The organism is Ensifer sp. SL37, from assembly GCF_026672675.1.
Taxonomy (GTDB): domain Bacteria; phylum Pseudomonadota; class Alphaproteobacteria; order Rhizobiales; family Rhizobiaceae; genus Ensifer; species Ensifer adhaerens.
In genome coordinates, this window is sequence record NZ_JAPPRN010000001.1 from 763,511 (window position 1) to 778,957 (window position 15,447).

Sequence of the window (15,447 nt, forward strand, 5' to 3'; positions counted from 1 at the left end):
GTTCTAAGCGCGCAGGCAGATCACGGCCATCCCCCAATTGAGGAATGAATGCCTGTACCGAACAAGTAAAGCCGCTGCGCCGCGGCCGACATCAGTCGACTGCCGTTTCCGATCCATCGCCGCTTTCGTCGAGTACGACCGTCTCGCCGAGCGGGGTCGCTGCAATTGACCTGATCTCTTGGGCGAGCGACGCCAGCTTGCGCGCAATCTCCTGCAATTCGGCGGTCGAGCCGGTGGCCTCGCAGGTATTTTCAACGCTCCGTTCGTCCATGTGCTCTTCCTCTTTCGAGTGGACGCAGGAGCGGAGCATATTTCTAATCTACTATATAAGGCCACAAGCCGTCGCGCGTTCTTCGTGCGGCGCACAGCCAGAGGTATAGGCCGATCGATAAGCCGGCGATCACCCGCGACAGATCTCGATCCAGGGCCGATTGGCCTTACCTGCAGCAATCAAGCCCATCGGCGATCTCGCAGGTCATCAAAACCTTGGAAGAGTGACATTCCGACGTTGCAGGAGGGAAAACTCGGCGACGTCAGGGTTTCCATCTGGATGCTAAATTGCTAGTTCTTTCTTTGTTCCTGCCCGTCTCTTGGATGCAAATCGATGCGGGCAGTGACTGAGTGCGACGAAAACGAACGGGAACGCATGAGCGCCGCCTATCTCGAAAAACTCAATGACCGCCAGCGTGAGGCGGTCGAGCACGGTATCGGCTTGCCGGAAGGACAGGTCGGCGGCCCGCTTCTCATCATCGCCGGTGCCGGCTCCGGCAAGACGAATACGCTCGCCCACCGCGTCGCGCATCTCATCGTCAACGGTGCCGATCCGCGCCGCATTCTGCTGATGACCTTTTCTCGACGCGCAGCAGCCGAGATGACCCGCCGGGTCGCGCGCATCTGCCGCCAGGTCCTTGGCGACAACGCTGCAGTCATGACGGACGCGCTCTCCTGGGCCGGCACCTTCCATGGCATCGGCGCCCGGATCCTGCGCATCTACGCCGAACAAATCGGTCTCGGCCCGGATTTTACGATCCACGACCGGGAGGACAGTGCCGACCTGATGAACCTCGTGCGCCACGAGCTCGGCTTCTCGAAGACGGAAAGCCGCTTCCCGACGAAAGGAACGTGCCTTTCGATCTATTCACGCGTCGTGAACTCCGAAAGCTCGATTGCCGACGTATTGAAGTCGGCCTATCCCTGGGTCACCGGCTGGGACGAACAGCTCAAGGCGCTGTTTGCGGCCTACGTCGATGCCAAACAGGCGCAGAACGTGCTCGATTATGACGATCTCCTGCTCTACTGGGCGCAGATGGTTTCCGATCCGGAGCTTGCCGAAGATATCGGCGGACGCTTCGATCATGTTCTTGTCGACGAGTATCAGGACACCAACAGGCTGCAGGCGTCGATCCTGATGTCGCTCAGACCCGGCGGCCACGGATTGACGGTCGTTGGCGACGACGCCCAGTCGATCTATTCCTTCAGGGCTGCGACGGTTCGCAATATTCTCGATTTCCCGAACGCCTTTTCGCCCGAGCCTGCCGACGTCATCACCCTCGACCGGAACTACCGCTCGACGCAGCCGATCCTCGCCGCTGCGAACGGCGTGATCGGCCTGGCGCGGGAGCGATTTACCAAGAACCTCTGGACGGACAGGCAATCGGAGCAGCGCCCGTTGCTCGTCGCCGTCAAGGACGAAGCGGATCAGGCCGCCTACATCGTGGAGCAGGTTCTCGCTGGCCGCGAGATCGGTATCGCCTTGAAGCAGCAGGCGGTGCTTTTTCGCTCGTCCAATCACAGCGGAACGCTCGAAGTCGAACTCACCCGCCGCAACATTCCGTTCGTGAAATTCGGTGGCCTGAAGTTTCTCGACAGCGCCCATGTGAAGGACCTGCTCGCAGTCCTGCGCTTCGCGCAGAACCCGCGTGATCGCGTCGCAGGTTTCCGGTTGCTGCAGATGCTGCCCGGTATTGGCCCGCAGACCGCTGGAAAGATCCTCGATGCGATCGCCGCCGATCCGGAACCGCTCGCGGCTCTTGCTGAGATCCCGCCTCCCGCCAAGACCGGCGAGAACTGGACCGGCTTCGTCGACCTGGTGTCCGGTCTGCGACGGGCCGAGCCCGGATGGCCGCAGGAGATTGGCGCTGCGCGCGCCTGGTATGAGCCCCATCTTGACCGGATCCATGAAGACGCCGACACGCGCAAGGCCGACCTGCTGCAGCTCGAGCAGATTGCCGGCGGCTACCAGAACCGCGAACGTTTCCTGACCGAGCTGACCCTTGACCCGCCCGATGCCACGAGCGACCAGGCGGGCGTGCCGCTGCTCGACGAGGACTATCTGATCCTGTCGACCATCCATTCGGCGAAGGGCCAGGAATGGCGCTCGGTCTTCATGCTCAACGTCGTCGACGGCTGCATTCCGTCCGATCTCGGCGTGGGCACAACTGCCGAACTCGAAGAGGAGCGGCGGCTGCTCTATGTCGGCATGACACGGGCACGCGATCATCTCTCCCTGGTGACGCCGCAGCGCTTCTTCACCCACGGCCAGAACGCCCAGGGCGACCGGCATGTCTACGCCTCGCGAACCCGCTTCATCCCGGCGACATTGCTTCAGTTTTTCGAGACGACGAGCTGGCCGAAGATCTCGGCAAGCGCCAGCGAGCGAAGCGCCAAGCAGATCCGCATCGACGTCGGCGCCCGCATGCGCTCCATGTGGAAGTGAGCGAAGGCGGTGGCGAGCTCGCGAATTGTGCGCTTGTGTCTGCAGACAGACCAAGCGAGGAGCGCGTGCCGCTCGCCAACCGCCGGTCTGTAGCGTTGTTAGCCTGGCAAGCTCGGCGGCGCGATAAACTGATAGTACGACCACACCGCAACCAAGGCGGCTATCAGTGCCAGCCAAATCAACGCCTTCCGCGGCACAGGGTTGGCCGGCTTCGCCTCCTTTTTCGGCTTTGGTCGTTCAAATTTGATGATGTTGTTGTCGTCCATTCGCTCCCATCCCGACTAAACTCATACATGTCCCGGTGCGTTCAGCCAGCGCACCGCAATGACATATGCCGCCTAACGTCCTGATTTGGCATCAATAAGATGTGAACGCAGGTTCGCGCCAATCCCAAGCAACATGGCATTCCAGCGCCGTCGTCAAGCCTTCAGGCCCAGTCGTGGCAAGCAAGGGACGTCTGCATCAAGCCGCGCCGTCGCGGCCGAGCCAGGGATCGGGGCCTGGATCGCGGCCCGACGCAACCTGGCCCAGCCGCTCCAGATAATGCGCCCAGCCTTCCGCATGGCCGGCGCATTGTTCGGCGCTGGGCAGACCCGTTTGCGTAAGGCGCAGCAATGTTCCGGGCGGCTGCTCGATCAGGTCGCTCTCGATCAGGCTCGAGCCGGGCGGGACAATGTCGCTGCCTTCCCAGCCGAAGCTATAGGCGAGCCGATGCACCGGCACGACCTCGCGGAAAGACCCGCGGGCAAAACGGGCCCCGGTCACGTTGACGAGATAGAGACCGCCGGGCTCCGCCTTGGTGTCGGCCTCCGTTCCCATCCAGCGCAGGATCTTTTCCGGGTCGGTCAAAAGAGCGAACACTGCGGCGGGTGGCCCCGGAATATGCGCTTCGCGGCGGACGACGAGGGCTTCTGGCATCGGTCTTCCCTTTGCTGATTGGCCTGCCTGCGGCTTGAGAGTCCTTCTGCAGGCTGCCGCAATCATAGACCGCAGGGGCGGACGGCGCCACCGTCCGCCCCTGACTTGCGCGCAGCGCGGCGGCGGGAAAGGGCTTGTCCATAGGGCGCTCGACCCTATCCTCTTCGGCATGGATTTGTCCGCCCCCCTTGCCTGGCTCGTGGACGAGGCAAGCGCCTCGCAGGAGCCGGACCGATTCCTGTCCGACCTTGGCCGCCAGCTCGTCGCCGACGGTCTGCCGCTCTCGGGCGGCGCGCTTACGCTCGCCGTGCCGCATCCGATCATCGCCCGCCGCACCTGGCTTTGGCGAGCCGAGACCGGCGTGGTGATCGAGAGCCTAGGCTTTGCCGGCGCCGTCTCCGACCGGGCGGGAGAGGAGTGGCTGGCCGGGCTCGGGCCACTGCTGCAACAATCGACCGGTTCGGGGAATGAACGCGCGTCGCTCGGCTGGGCCGGGACGCGCCCGTTCGGCCCGGAAGAGACGGCGCGGCTTGGTGATGTCGCGCGCTTTGCCGTCGCGCCCTTGGCGGTTCTTGCCGAGCGGGCCGCGGCACCGGCGAAACCATTCGCGCGGCCCTACTCTATGCCGATTTGCGCAACTTCACGGCGCTGTCCGAAACATCGGAACCCGCCGTGGTGATCGCGGCCCTCGACGCCTGGTTCGATCGCCTCGCCGGCGCGATCCATGCCTTTGGCGGCGAGGTGCTGAAATTCATCGGCGACGGCGTTCTGGCGATCTTTCCGGTGAGCGGCTCGCCGAGCGAAGCCTGCGACGCAGCCTTGCGCGCGGTCACCGCCGCGCGCGCCGGCATGGCGCATCTCGACCAGGCCCGGCAGGCCGAGGGGCTACCGCCGCTCTCCTTCGGCGTCGCCCTGCACCTCGGCGACATTCTCTGGGGCAATATAGGTGCCGCCGATAGGCTCGACTTCACAGCCATCGGCCCGGCGGTCAATCTCGTCAGCCGCCTGGAGGGTGGCCTGTGCCGGCAGTGCTCGACAAGCCCTACATGACGATGCCGGTTGACGAGATCGATACCATCCGATCGGTATTGACCCTGCTTGGCGGCAAGGTCGTGTACGATGCCGGCGCGCTCCGGTCTGCCGAGCAATAGCCGGGGTAAGAAGCGCACCCCAACCGTCACGGCGTGGAGAGATCGTGCCTCCGCATCCATCTTGTTGCGGCCGACACAGCCCGGCCGCAATACAACGATCATCGCCGGGACCAACCCGTCCCGACGAAAGACGTTGCGACCACTCTGGTCGACGCGAGATTTGGCTTAGAGAGACGCAGCCAAGCTCGGCAGGGCCGGGTAAGCGCCAAAGGCTACGCGATCACCAATCCCGCCGGCCCGGCCACAGTTTCCCCGATCACCGCCGCGCCGAAACCGTGCTTGTCGAACAGGTCGAGCACCGCCTGCGCGGACGACCGGTCACAGGCGACGAGCAAGCCGCCGCTCGTTTGTGGATCGCAAAGCAGCGCCTTGTCGATCGCGCCCATCTCGCGGGCAAAGGCCACGTCCTGCCCATAGCTTGCCCAGTTCCGCCCGGAGGCGCCGGTGACAAAACCGGCGGCAGCCAGATCGAAAGCACCTTCCAGAAGGGGAACGGCGGACCAGTCGACCCGGACCTGGCAGTTCGACCCGCGCGCCATTTCGAGCGCGTGGCCGGCAAGGCCAAAACCCGTCACGTCCGTCATGGCATGCACGCCGGAAAGCCGCGCGAGATCGGGTCCGGCCGTGTTGAGGCGCGTGGTGCTTTCGATCATCCTGATATAGCCGGCTTCATCGAGCGCGCCCTTTTTCAACGCCGCGGAAAAGATGCCGACGCCGAGCGGCTTGCCGAGGATCAGCACGTCACCCGGCTCGGCTCCGCTGTTGCGCTTGAGATGGGCCGGATCGACGAGCCCGATCGCGACGAGACCGTAGATCGGCTCGACGGAATCGATCGTGTGGCCGCCGGCGATCGGAATGCCGGCCGCCCGACAGGCCACCGCCCCGCCGTCGAGGATGGCGCCAATGGTTTCCGTCGAGAGCACGTTGACCGGCATGCCGACCAGCGCCAGTGCGAAGATCGGCGTTCCGCCCATGGCGTAGATGTCGCTGATGGCATTCGTCGCGGCGATCCGGCCGAAATCGTGGGGTTCGTCGACAACAGGCATGAAGAAGTCCGTGGTGGCGACCACCGCCTGGTGATCGTTTAGGCGATAGACCGCTGCATCGTCCGAGGTCTCAATGCCGACCAGAAGTTCCGGCGGGACCGGCAGTTGTACCCGTCCGCGCAAAATGTCCTGAAGCACGCCCGGGGCGATCTTGCAGCCGCAGCCGCCGCCATGGGCAAGCGAGGTCAGGCGCGGTTCGGCAGAAGCGGAAATACTGCTCACGGTTGGAACTCCCTTCATACGGTTGCGTCAAAGGCGGCCCTGTCGCAGCTCGCGATCATGACCGATGATCCCGGGCAAGACCATGACTTTTCGGGGCAAATGCCATTCAATTCCTTCTTGACACCAGGGCCTTGAGGTTCGACCATCCCGGTAAGACCGATACGCATGGAAGAGGATGACCTCCAATGAACATCGATCTTTCCCGCCGCAGTTTCCTGAAGCTCGCTGGCGCAGGAGCCGCGGCCACCACGATCGGCGCCATGGGCTTCGGAGCGGCCGAGGCCGCAACAGCCGCCCATGTGCGTGCCTTCAAACTCGCAAGCACCACCGAGACCCGCAACGTCTGCACTTACTGTTCGGTCGCCTGCGGCATCCTGATGTATTCGAAGGGTGATCTTTCCGCCGGCGAGAAGGCGGAGCTCATCCATATCGAGGGCGATGCCGATCATCCGACCAACCGCGGGACGCTCTGTCCCAAGGGCGCGGCGCTCAAGGACTTCGTGAAGTCTGAGACCCGCGCCACGAAGCCGCGTCACCGCGCTCCGGGCGCCGACACCTGGCAGGACATCTCCTGGGAAGATGCCTTCGACAAGATCGCCCGAGCGATCAAGGACGACCGCGACAAGAACTTCATCGAGAAGAACGCGGCCGGCGTGACCGTCAACCGCTGGACGACGATGGGCTTCCTTGCGGCGTCGGGCGGCACCAACGAGACGGGATGGCTGACCTACAAGACCGTCCGGTCTATGGGAGTCGTCGGCTTCGACAACCAGGCACGCGTCTGACACGGCCCCACGGTAGCCAGTTTGGCTCCAACATTTGGCCGCGGCGCAATGACGAACGCCTGGACCGACATCAAGAACACCGACCTCGTCATCGTCATGGGTGGCAACGCGGCCGAAGCTCATCCCTGCGGCTTCAAATGGGTGACGGAAGCCAAGCATCATCGCGGCGCCCGGCTGATCGTGGTCGATCCGCGCTTCAACCGCACGGCCTCGGTCGCCGATGTCTATGCGCCGATCCGCCCCGGCTCCGACATCGCCTTCCTGATGGGCGCGATCCGCTACTGCATCGAGAACGACAAGGTGCAGTGGGACTACGTCAAGAACTATACCAACGCCACCTATCTGGTGAACCCGGAGTTCGGCTGGGCCGATGGTCTCTTCACCGGCTATGACGAGGAGAAGCGCGACTACGATCGTACCGCCTGGGACTACCAGCTCAACGAGGACGGAACGGTCAAAACCGATCCGACTCTCACCGACCCGCGCTGTGTCTGGAACCTCCTGAAAGAGCATGTCGCAGTCTACACACCGGAATTCGTGGAAAATATCTGCGGCACGCCCAAGGATCGCTATCTGAAGATCTGCGAGATGATCGGCGCGACGTCGGCGCGCGACAAGGTGATGACCTCGCTCTATGCGCTCGGCTGGACGCAGCATTCGAAAGGCGCCCAGAACATCCGCGGCATGGCGATGCTGCAGCTCATCCTCGGCAATGTCGGCCTGCCGGGCGGTGGCGTCAACGCGCTGCGCGGTCACTCCAACATCCAAGGATTGACCGACATCGGCCTGCTTTCCAACTCCCTGCCGGGTTACATGAACCTCGCGACGGAAAAGGAGACGGACTACACCACCTACATGTCGACGCGCGGCAACAAGCCGCTCGTTCCCGGCCAGACAAGCTATTGGCAGAACACCCCCAAATTCATGGTCAGTTTCCTGAAGGCCATGTGGGGCAGCGCTGCCACGAAGGAAAACGACTGGGGCTTCGACTGGTTGCCGAAGCTCGATGTCCCCTACTACGACATCCTCAGGATGTTCGACATGATGAGCCGCGGCGAAGTGAACCTCTACTTCTGCCAGGGCTTCAACCCGCTTCTGTCCTTCCCCAATCGGGCGAAGCTGACCGAGGGTCTGTCGAAGCTGAAACTGCTCGTGACAATCGACCCGCTGCAGACCGAGACGGCGCATTTCTGGGAAAACCACGGTATCTACAACCAGGTGGACTCCGCCAAGATCATGACGGAGGTCTTGCAACTCCCGGCGACCTGCTTTGCCGAGGACGAGGGCGCCACTGTCAATTCGGGCCGCTGGCTGCAATGGCACTGGCCGGGGGCGACACCGCCTGGTGACGCCAAGCACGACACCTGGATCATGGCCAACATCTTCCTGCGGGTGCGTGAACTCTACCGCAAGGAAGGCGGGGTCTGTCCCGAGCCGATCCTGAACCTTGCCTGGGATTACAAGGACCCTTACGAGCCGGAACCGGCCGAGCTTGCCCAGGAGATGAACGGACGGGCGCTGCAGACGCTCTATGACCCGACCGATCCGACGAAGGTGCTGGTCGAGGCGGGCAAGCTCCTGCCGAACTTCGGCGTGATGCGTGACGACGGATCCACCATGTCGGGCTGCTGGATTTACGCCGGCTCCTGGACGGAAGAAGGCAACATGATGGCCCGGCGCGACAACAGCGATCCGGGCGATGTCGGCACCTTCCTCAAATGGACCTTCGCCTGGCCGGCCAATCGCCGCATCCTCTACAATCGCGCGTCCTGCGATCTCCAGGGCAAACCCTGGGATCCGGCGCGTAAACTGATCGAATGGAACGGCGAGCGTTGGGCCGGCTTCGACGTTCCCGACATAGCGGTGACGGCAAAGCCCGAGGCGGTGATGCCGTTCATCATGACGCCGGAGGGCACCGCCCGCCTCTTTGCCCGCAAGCTGATGCGGGACGGGCCGTTCCCAACACATATGGAGCCGTTCGAAAGCCCGGTCGAAAATCCGTTCAACGCCAAACTTCGCGGCAATCCCGTCGCGCGCATCTTCCCCGGCGACCTGCAGCAGCTGGGCACGAGCACCGACTTCCCCTTCGTTGCCACATCTTACCGCCTCACCGAGCATTTCCACTTCTGGACCAAGCACAGCCGGGTCAACGCCGTGCTGCAGCCGGAATTCTTCGTGGAGATCAGCGAGGAGCTGGCGGCTGAACGCGGCATCACCAAGGGCGGGCGGGTGCGCGTGTGGAGCGCACGTGGCGAGGTCTGGGCGAAGGCAGTGGTGACGAAGCGAATTCGTCCGCTGATCTGCAACGGCAAGCCGGTCCATGTGGTCGGCATTCCCTTGCACTGGGGCTTCATGGGTGCGGCCCGCAAGGGCTTCGGCCCGAACAGCCTCACTCCCTTCGTCGGCGACGCCAATATCGACACGCCGGAGTTCAAGGCCTTCCTGGTCAACATCGAACCGGCGGCGGAAGAAGGAGCTTCGGCATGAGCGAACGCGCACCGGAACCGGTAACGGCCGCCGCCAACCCGCCGCTGCAACCGCTGGCGTCGAACCTGTTGCCGAGCGACGTCGTCAAGGCTTCGGCAACAAGCAACGTGCCGGCACCCGAACGACAGCTGACCCCGGTCGCCAAGCTGATCGACGTGTCGAAATGCATCGGCTGCAAGGCCTGCCAGTCCGCCTGCATCGAATGGAACGACACCCATCCGGACCTGGAGGAAAATGTCGGCGTCTACGAGAACCCGCATGACCTGACAGCTGATATGTTCACGCTGATGCGGTTCACTGAATACGAGAACCCGGTTACCAACGAGTTCGAGTGGTTGATCCGCAAGGACGGCTGCATGCACTGCGCCGATCCCGGCTGTCTCAAGGCTTGCCCGGCACCGGGCGCCATCGTGCAATATTCCAACGGCATCGTCGATTTCATCTCCGACAACTGCATCGGCTGCGGCTATTGCATCGCCGGCTGTCCCTTCAACATTCCGCGTATCTCGAAGACCGCGCATGTGTCGAAGAAATGCACGCTTTGCTCGGACCGCGTGGCGGTTGGACAAGGACCGGCCTGCGCCAAGGCCTGCCCGACCAAGGCGATTTCCTTCGGCACGAAGGAAGACATGGTCACGCTTGCCAACGAGCGTGTCGAGGACCTGAAGTCGCGCGGCTACGATCATGCCGGCCTCTATGACCCGCAAGGCGTCGGCGGAACGCATGTGATGTATGTGCTGCACCATGCCGATCAACCGTCGCTCTATTCCGGGCTGCCGGAGGATCCGCAGATTTCGCCGGTGGTGCGCGGCTGGAAGGGTCCGGCCAAAACCGTTGGTCTCGCCGTTGCCGGACTTGCCGCCGCCGGCGCCGTGCTGCACGGCATCTTCGCCCGGCCGAACGAGGTGACCGCCCATGAGGAAGGCGAGGCGGAGGAACTCGTCGAGGATCGCAACCGCCCGCAAGGCGGCAGGGAGGCGTGATGGCTGACAAACGTATCTATTCGGCCCCCGGCGACAGGATCGAGACGAAGCATCCGGTCACCGTCAATCGCTATCGTGGTTATACCCGTCTCAACCATTGGGTCACCGCCGCCTGCATGATCGTGCTTCTGATCTCCGGACTTTCCTTCTTCCACCCGTCGCTGTTTTTCCTGACCGGCCTCTTCGGCGGCGGCCAGACCACGCGATGGCTGCATCCGATCGTCGGACTTATCCTCGTCGCAAGCTTCCTCCTCCTGTTTGCGCAGATGTGGAAGCTCAATCTGCCGCGGCGCGAGGATGTGGAATGGAGCCGCAAGTTCGGTGATCTACTCCAGGGCAACGAAGAGAGCTTGCCCGAACTCGGAAAATACAATGCCGGCCAGAAGATGGTCTTCTGGGGCATGTCCGGTCTGATCGTCGTGCTCGTGACGACCGGCATCATGATCTGGGAGCAGTACTTCCCGGACCTCGTTTCCATCCCCGTTCGCCGCATCGCGGTCGCGGTGCATTCGCTGGCGGCGCTTTTCACGATCCTGATCTTCATCGTCCATGTCTATGCGGCAATCTGGACGCGCGGCACGATAAGGGCCATGACCCGCGGCACCGTCACCGGCGGCTGGGCCTTTCGGCATCATCGCAAATGGCTGCGCGAACTGGCTGGACGCCAGGGCTCCGACCCGTCAAAATGAAGGTCTCCTACAGCGCCGCGCGTCCTGTCAGGCGCGCAAAGGTCGCTGTAGCACCGTGAATGCTGCTTGATCCGGCGTCTCTGTCGGATCGCCGGAGATGCGATGGCAGAAGACGTACAACCCGATCCCTCCCTCATTGGCGGCGTGCCGAAACCGCCGCTGGCTTTCCTGCCCGAGCCGGTCAAACTATTCCAGACACGCGCGCGCCGCTTCGCGTTTCTCGCCGAAAGCAACGCGCTTGCGCCGTATCTCACCTTCCTCGCGGCGCTCTCCAAACTTCAGGCTCGCTTGGTCGTGACCCTTCCGCCCGTCGCGGCGCCCACATCGGCGCGCCTCGCCGAGGCCGCACGCGCCGCCATGCCGCCGTTCGACCGAATGGCGCTTGTCGATGACCCCGGCCTTTCCGCAACCCTCGACGCGCTTCTCGAAGGCGCTGCCGATCTCGCCATGCCCGACCCCGCCCGCCTGGCGCTCGATGCGGTACGCGCAGCAGAGGACGGCGACCGGCACTGGTTGCTCGCCAACATCCTATCGGATCGGGTTCCGGAAGACAGCGCCGCTCCCCATCTCTTCGTCGCGGCCGCGGTGCAGGTGCACATGGCGCGGCTCGCCGCGACGCTCGATGCGGAAGCGCTCGTCCCTGTCAGCCTCGGCGTCTGTCCCGCCTGCGGCGGCCGGCCGGCGACGTCGTCGGTCGTGGGTACGCAGGGCGTCGAGAACGTGCGCTATGCCGCCTGCGCCTGCTGCGCCACGCAATGGAACGAGGTGCGGGTGAAGTGCCTCTGTTGCGGTTCGACCAAGGGCATCAGCTATCGTTCGGTCGAGACCTCGGAGGCGACGGTAAAGGCTGAGACCTGTCGGGAATGCCATGCCTGGGTCAAGATCTTCTACCAGGTGAAAAACCCGAGCCTGGAGCCGATCGCCGACGACGTCGGCAGCCTTGGCCTCGATATCCTGATGAAGGAGACCGAGTTTCGCCGCGGTGGCTTCAACCCCTATCTCGCGGGGTATTGATGCAGGATTTTCGCGTGCTTCCCTCGGTCGACCAGATGCTGACCTCGCCAGAGGGACTGGCGCTGACGGAAGAACATGGCCGTCTCGCCGTCGTCACCGCCGTCCGCGCCGGGCTTGAGATCGCGCGGGAAAAAATCCGTGCGGGCGACGATGGGGCAACGCTTGCGGCCGACCTACCGCGCCGCGTCGCCGAGGAGCTGGCGGCCGCCGCCCGCTCCGCCCTTCGCCCGCTCATCAACCTCACGGGCACCGTGCTGCACACCAATCTCGGCCGCGCCATCCTGGCCGAAGAAGCCGTCAGCGCCGCAACCGCCGCGATGGCCAACCCGCTGGCGCTGGAGTTCGACCTTGACGGCGGCGGGCGTGGTCAGCGCGACGATCATCTGCGTGGCCTGCTCTGCGAACTGACCGGCGCCGAGGACGCCACAATCGTCAACAACAATGCCGCCGCCGTGCTGATTGCGCTCAATACCCTGGCCGACGGACGCGAGGCGATCGTCTCGCGCGGCGAACTGATCGAAATCGGCGGCGCCTTCCGCATGCCCGACATCATGGCCCGCGCCGGCGCCAGGCTGGTGGAGGTCGGCACCACCAACCGCACCCATCCGCGTGACTATGAGGGCGCGATCGGGCCTGAGACCGGCGTCATCCTCAAGGTCCATACCTCCAACTACCGGATCGAAGGGTTTACCGCCGAGGTGCCGGCGCCAAGACTGGCCGAGATTGCCCGCAAGGCCGGTGTGCCGCTCTTGAACGACCTCGGCTCGGGCTCACTCATCGATCTCTCCATCTTCGGATTGCGACGCGAGCCCACGGTGGCGGAAGCCGTCGCCGAAGGCGCGGATCTCGTCACGTTTTCGGGCGACAAGCTGCTCGGCGGGCCCCAGGCGGGCTTCGTGGTCGGTCGGCGCGATCTCATCGCCGCCATCAACCGCAATCCGCTCAAACGCGCCGTTCGTCTCGACAAGATCCGCATTGCCGCGCTCGAAGCGACACTGAAGCTCTATCGCGATCCCGATCGGCTTAAGGAGCGGCTGCCGACGCTGCGCTTTCTTTCCCGACCGGAGGCCGACATCGGCGCACAGGCGGCCCGTCTCGCTCCGGCAATCGATGCGCTGCTCAAGCCGCACGGCTATTCGGCAGCAGCTTGCACGTGCCAGAGCCAGGTCGGCTCCGGCGCCTTGCCGGTCGATACGATCCCGAGCGCCGGCCTGCGGCTGACAGGCAGCGGCGGCGACGCGCCGGAACGGCTTTCCGCACGGCTTCGCGCCCTGCCGATCCCGGTCGTCGGCCATATCCGTGATGGCGCGCTGGTCCTCGATCTGCGTTGCCTGGAAAGCGACGAGATGCTCATCGCGGCCCTGGCAGCACTATGATCGTCGGGACGGCAGGGCATATCGACCACGGCAAGACGGCGTTGGTGAAGGCCCTGACCGGCACGGACGCCGACCGCCTTGCCGAGGAAAAAGCCCGCGGCATCACCATCGACCTCGGTTTTGCCTATGCCGACCTCGGCGGCGGGACGGTCACCGGCTTCGTTGACGTGCCGGGTCATGAGCGGCTGATCCATACGATGCTTGCCGGCGCTGGCGGTATCGATTTCGCGCTGCTGGTGGTCGCAGCCGACGACGGCGTCATGCCGCAGACGCGCGAGCATCTCGCGATCCTCGACCTGCTCGGCATCACCAGAGGTTTCGTCGCGCTCACCAAGGCCGATCTGGCCGGGCCTGAGCGGCGCGCGGAGGTAACCGCGGAGATCCAGACCGCCCTCGCCGGCACCGGTCTGGAAAAGGCGCCCATCCTTGCCGTCTCCGCCCTTACCGGCGAAGGCATCGAGGTCCTGCGCGCGGGGCTCGCCGCCGCCGAAGCGGAAACCGCCGCACGCAACGATGCCGGCCTGCTGCGCTTTGCCGTCGATCGCAGTTTCACGCTTGCGGGCGCCGGCACGGTCGTGACCGGCATGGTGCTCGGCGGCCGTGCGAAGCTCGACGATAGCGTCACGGTCAGTCCGTCCGGCCTGACCGCCCGTATACGCGGGATCCATGCGCAGAACCGGAAAGCAGCGGAGGGGCTTGCCGGCCAACGCTGCGCGCTGAATATCGCCGGCGAACGGGTGACGAAGGACGCGATCCGGCGCGGCGACGTGGTCCTCGCCCCGGCACTGCATGCACCGACGGACCGGATCGACGCGGAGGTCCGCGTGCTTGCCTCGGAGGCCAAGCCGATCGGCATCTGGTTTCCCGCACGCTTGTACACCCATGCGACAGAGGTCGGTGCGCGGATCGTGCCTCTTGCCGGCCCGCTCGATCCCGAGACACAAGGCCTCGTGCAACTGGTCCTCGACCGCCCCATCGCCGCGACCATCGGCGACCGCTTCATCCTGCGCGACACCTCGGCCATCCGGACCATCGGCGGTGGCCGTTTTCTCGATCTGCGCCCGCCGGCGCGAAAGCGTGGCACGCCGGAGCGCCTGGCCTTGCTTACCGCTTCTGGCAACGAGGACCCGGCAGCGACCCTTTCCGCCCTATCCGACCTAGCACCGATCGAGCTTGCGGCCTTCCTGCGCGACCGTGGCCTGGGCGAGGACACGCTTTCCGGGCTGCTGATTGCCGCCGGGGCGAGGACCATCGGCGACCACGCGCTCTCGTCCGCAGCAGCGGACGGGTTGCGGGCGAACCTGACTGACACACTCACAGCCTTCCACGCAGAAAACCCGGAGCTTGCCGGCATCGGTCGCGAACGGTTGCGGCTCCTGCTCAAACCGCGCCTGCCGACGACAAGCTTCCTCGCGTTCCTCCGAGACGAAGCCGCGGCAGGTCGAATCGTGCTTGACGGCGCCTTCCTGCGCCTGCCGGGCCACGAGGTTCGGCTGTCGCCGCCGGACGAGGACCTGTGGCAGCGGATCCATCCGCACCTCGTCGACGATAGCCGCTTCCGGCCACCGAGGGTGCGCGATTTCGCGGCCCTTCTCAATGCCGACGAGCGCGACATACGGCGCGTGCTGAAGCTCGCCCAGAGGCTCGGGCAGACCCACGAGATCGCGCACGACCATTTTTTCGCCCGCGCGGTCGTTGAGGAGATGGCGGCCATCGTGCTCGATGTGGCGGCACAGGCGGAAGACGGCTGGTTCACCGCGCCCAGCTTTCGCGACCGGGTCCACAACGGCCGCAAGGTCGCCATCGAGGTCCTCGATTTCTATGACCGGCTCGGCCTGACCTTGCGCAGGGGAGATCTGCGTCGCATAAATCCCCATCGCAGCGACCTGTTTCAGCGCTGAGGAAGGGAATCGTCTCCGGTGGGACGGCCGGACTTCAAATCCGGTTGGGGCAGCGAGCCTGTCCCGGGTGGGTTCGACCCCCACTCCCCTCCGCCAGCGCTCACGCATTGGAGCTCAGGCTGCGGGATGCGCGGACGTTCAGGGATCGCTTCGCCTTCA

General features: G+C 64.5%; 12 protein-coding genes, 1 tRNA gene and 1 pseudogene. 10 read left to right on the top strand and 4 right to left on the bottom strand.

Going from position 1 to position 15,447, the window contains the following annotated elements; genetic code table 11:
• Positions 1–91: 91 nt before the first annotated feature.
• The gene (locus OVA00_RS03445) at positions 92–271 is read right to left on the bottom strand and encodes a hypothetical protein (protein WP_034789801.1); all 180 of its coding nucleotides are present in this window, start codon (positions 269–271) and stop codon (positions 92–94) included.
• Positions 272–646: 375 nt separating this feature from the next.
• Here OVA00_RS03445 and OVA00_RS03450 point away from each other — a divergent pair, with 375 nt between their 5' ends.
• Positions 647–2,716: an ATP-dependent helicase gene (locus OVA00_RS03450; protein ID WP_192445450.1), complete on the top strand. Its 2,070-nt coding sequence runs from the start codon at positions 647–649 to the stop codon at positions 2,714–2,716.
• Positions 2,717–2,814: 98 nt separating this feature from the next.
• Here OVA00_RS03450 and OVA00_RS03455 read toward each other — a convergent pair whose 3' ends face one another.
• Both OVA00_RS03455 and OVA00_RS03460 read right to left on the bottom strand, forming a co-directional pair.
• Positions 2,815–2,982: an intracellular growth attenuator family protein gene (locus OVA00_RS03455; RefSeq protein WP_146749529.1), complete on the bottom strand. Its 168-nt coding sequence runs from the start codon at positions 2,980–2,982 to the stop codon at positions 2,815–2,817.
• 196 nt (positions 2,983–3,178) lie between these two features.
• Positions 3,179–3,634 carry an SRPBCC family protein gene (locus tag OVA00_RS03460; RefSeq protein ID WP_112771489.1) on the bottom strand — a complete coding sequence of 152 codons (456 nt, stop codon included), beginning with the start codon at positions 3,632–3,634 and terminating at the stop codon, positions 3,179–3,181.
• Between the two features lie 169 nt (positions 3,635–3,803).
• Here OVA00_RS03460 and OVA00_RS03465 point away from each other — a divergent pair.
• Both OVA00_RS03465 and OVA00_RS03470 read left to right on the top strand, forming a co-directional pair.
• Positions 3,804–4,675: pseudogene (locus tag OVA00_RS03465) on the top strand (adenylate/guanylate cyclase domain-containing protein); the annotation flags it as partial.
• Positions 4,654–4,785, top strand: coding sequence for a hypothetical protein (locus tag OVA00_RS03470; protein WP_256436337.1), 132 nt, complete (start codon positions 4,654–4,656; stop codon positions 4,783–4,785). The pseudogene OVA00_RS03465 and the gene OVA00_RS03470, both read left to right, overlap by 22 nt.
• Positions 4,786–4,997: 212 nt before the next feature.
• Here the strand turns inward: OVA00_RS03470 and selD are convergent, their stop codons facing one another.
• Positions 4,998–6,044: a selenide, water dikinase SelD gene (gene selD / locus OVA00_RS03475; RefSeq protein ID WP_326494119.1), complete on the bottom strand. Its 1,047-nt coding sequence runs from the start codon at positions 6,042–6,044 to the stop codon at positions 4,998–5,000.
• Between the two features lie 194 nt (positions 6,045–6,238).
• Between selD and fdnG the strand changes: the two genes are divergently transcribed.
• From fdnG to OVA00_RS03510, 7 genes are all read left to right on the top strand, one after another.
• Entirely contained in the window at positions 6,239–9,325 is a 3,087-nt protein-coding gene (fdnG, locus tag OVA00_RS03480; RefSeq protein WP_082620423.1) for a formate dehydrogenase-N subunit alpha, read from the top strand.
• Positions 9,322–10,308, top strand: coding sequence for a formate dehydrogenase subunit beta (gene fdxH, locus OVA00_RS03485; protein WP_060517666.1), 987 nt, complete (start codon positions 9,322–9,324; stop codon positions 10,306–10,308). Before fdnG ends, fdxH begins: the two co-directional genes overlap by 4 nt.
• Entirely contained in the window at positions 10,308–10,997 is a 690-nt protein-coding gene (locus OVA00_RS03490; RefSeq protein ID WP_060604524.1) for a formate dehydrogenase subunit gamma, read from the top strand. Before fdxH ends, OVA00_RS03490 begins: the two co-directional genes overlap by 1 nt.
• A 102-nt stretch (positions 10,998–11,099) precedes the next feature.
• Positions 11,100–12,011, top strand: coding sequence for a formate dehydrogenase accessory protein FdhE (fdhE, locus tag OVA00_RS03495; protein WP_060585583.1), 912 nt, complete (start codon positions 11,100–11,102; stop codon positions 12,009–12,011).
• The gene (selA, locus tag OVA00_RS03500; RefSeq protein WP_113080260.1) at positions 12,011–13,387 is read left to right on the top strand and encodes an L-seryl-tRNA(Sec) selenium transferase; all 1,377 of its coding nucleotides are present in this window, start codon (positions 12,011–12,013) and stop codon (positions 13,385–13,387) included. Before fdhE ends, selA begins: the two co-directional genes overlap by 1 nt.
• Positions 13,384–15,288 (top strand): selenocysteine-specific translation elongation factor, encoded by a 1,905-nt coding sequence (gene selB, locus OVA00_RS03505; protein ID WP_112771493.1) that lies wholly within the window; start codon positions 13,384–13,386, stop codon positions 15,286–15,288. Before selA ends, selB begins: the two co-directional genes overlap by 4 nt.
• Positions 15,289–15,384, top strand: a tRNA-Sec gene (locus OVA00_RS03510).
• Positions 15,385–15,447 lie beyond the last annotated feature (63 nt).

What these genes read in the sequence shown, in the direction of transcription:
- OVA00_RS03455 (WP_146749529.1), bottom strand. Translation starts at nt 2,982, where the DNA reads ATGGACGACAACAACATCATCAAATTTGAACGACCAAAGCCGAAAAAG.
- OVA00_RS03445 (WP_034789801.1), bottom strand. Translation starts at nt 271, where the DNA reads ATGGACGAACGGAGCGTTGAAAATACCTGCGAGGCCACCGGCTCGACC.
- OVA00_RS03460 (WP_112771489.1), bottom strand. Translation starts at nt 3,634, where the DNA reads ATGCCAGAAGCCCTCGTCGTCCGCCGCGAAGCGCATATTCCGGGGCCA.
- OVA00_RS03450 (WP_192445450.1), top strand. Translation starts at nt 647, where the DNA reads ATGAGCGCCGCCTATCTCGAAAAACTCAATGACCGCCAGCGTGAGGCG.
- selB (WP_112771493.1), top strand. Translation starts at nt 13,384, where the DNA reads ATGATCGTCGGGACGGCAGGGCATATCGACCACGGCAAGACGGCGTTG.
- fdhE (WP_060585583.1), top strand. Translation starts at nt 11,100, where the DNA reads ATGGCAGAAGACGTACAACCCGATCCCTCCCTCATTGGCGGCGTGCCG.
- fdxH (WP_060517666.1), top strand. Translation starts at nt 9,322, where the DNA reads ATGAGCGAACGCGCACCGGAACCGGTAACGGCCGCCGCCAACCCGCCG.
- OVA00_RS03490 (WP_060604524.1), top strand. Translation starts at nt 10,308, where the DNA reads ATGGCTGACAAACGTATCTATTCGGCCCCCGGCGACAGGATCGAGACG.
- selA (WP_113080260.1), top strand. Translation starts at nt 12,011, where the DNA reads ATGCAGGATTTTCGCGTGCTTCCCTCGGTCGACCAGATGCTGACCTCG.